We start from the raw sequence: 739 nt of genomic DNA, 5'->3' as shown, positions 1-739 counted from the left end.
CCGTTGAACGCCTTGAACGTCTCACGGAGCAGATCCTGCAGCCGGCTGTTCCCGATGCTGCTGACCAGGGTGTCGGCCTCGTGCAGCATGCCGGCGATGTCCTGGCCGACGCGGGTGTTCTGCTGATCGATGGTCGCGCCGTTGCGCAACTTGTCGGTAGAAGGGGACTCCGGCGGAATCAGGTCGATGTACTGCTCACCGACGGCCGAGACACTCTTGACCGTCGCGGTGACGTTCTGCGGAATCGCCGTGCTGCTGTTCAGCTGCATTCTGGCGACCACCCCGTCGGGCGCCAGACCTACCGAATCCACCCGGCCGACCGTCACACCGCGGTAGGTGACGTTGGCGTTCTGGTAGATCCCGCCGCCGGTCACGAAGTTGGCGTTGACGTGGTACGTGCCGATGCCCACGGCAGCAGGCAGATGTAGATAGAACAGCGAAATCGCACCGACGGTCAGAACGGTGACGATCCCGAAGATCATCAACTGCATACGGGTAAGCCGGTCGATCATTACGGCTTCTCCTCATGCTGGGTGGCGGTTCCGGCAGGAATCTGGAACGGGTCGGCGGCCTGGCCGGACAGGTTCGCCATCGACCCGGTCAGCCAGTCCGGCGGATTGATGACCTCACTGAGGTGCTTCATGTTCGGGTCGAACCCGCCCGTGGTGAAGATCGACTCACCGAACCGGCGCAACGTCAGGTCGAAGGTGACGAACACATTCAGGTAGTCACCACGAAC

Annotated in this window: 1 protein-coding gene and 1 pseudogene; both read right to left on the bottom strand. The window is 62.4% G+C overall.

The window, feature by feature from the left end; all coding sequences use genetic code 11:
- On the bottom strand, positions 1–512 hold a 512-nt coding region (locus tag IMZ11_RS42920; protein WP_228649356.1), incomplete at its 3' end, for an MCE family protein.
- Positions 512–739 (bottom strand): annotated as a pseudogene (locus IMZ11_RS42915) (mammalian cell entry protein); the annotation flags it as partial. The gene IMZ11_RS42920 and the pseudogene IMZ11_RS42915, both read right to left, overlap by 1 nt.

Source organism: Microtetraspora sp. AC03309, assembly GCF_020826795.1.
Lineage (GTDB): Bacteria > Actinomycetota > Actinomycetes > Streptosporangiales > Streptosporangiaceae > Microtetraspora > Microtetraspora glauca.
Note: the sequence above shows the minus strand (reverse complement) of the source record. Positions and strands in the feature narration are given on the sequence as shown.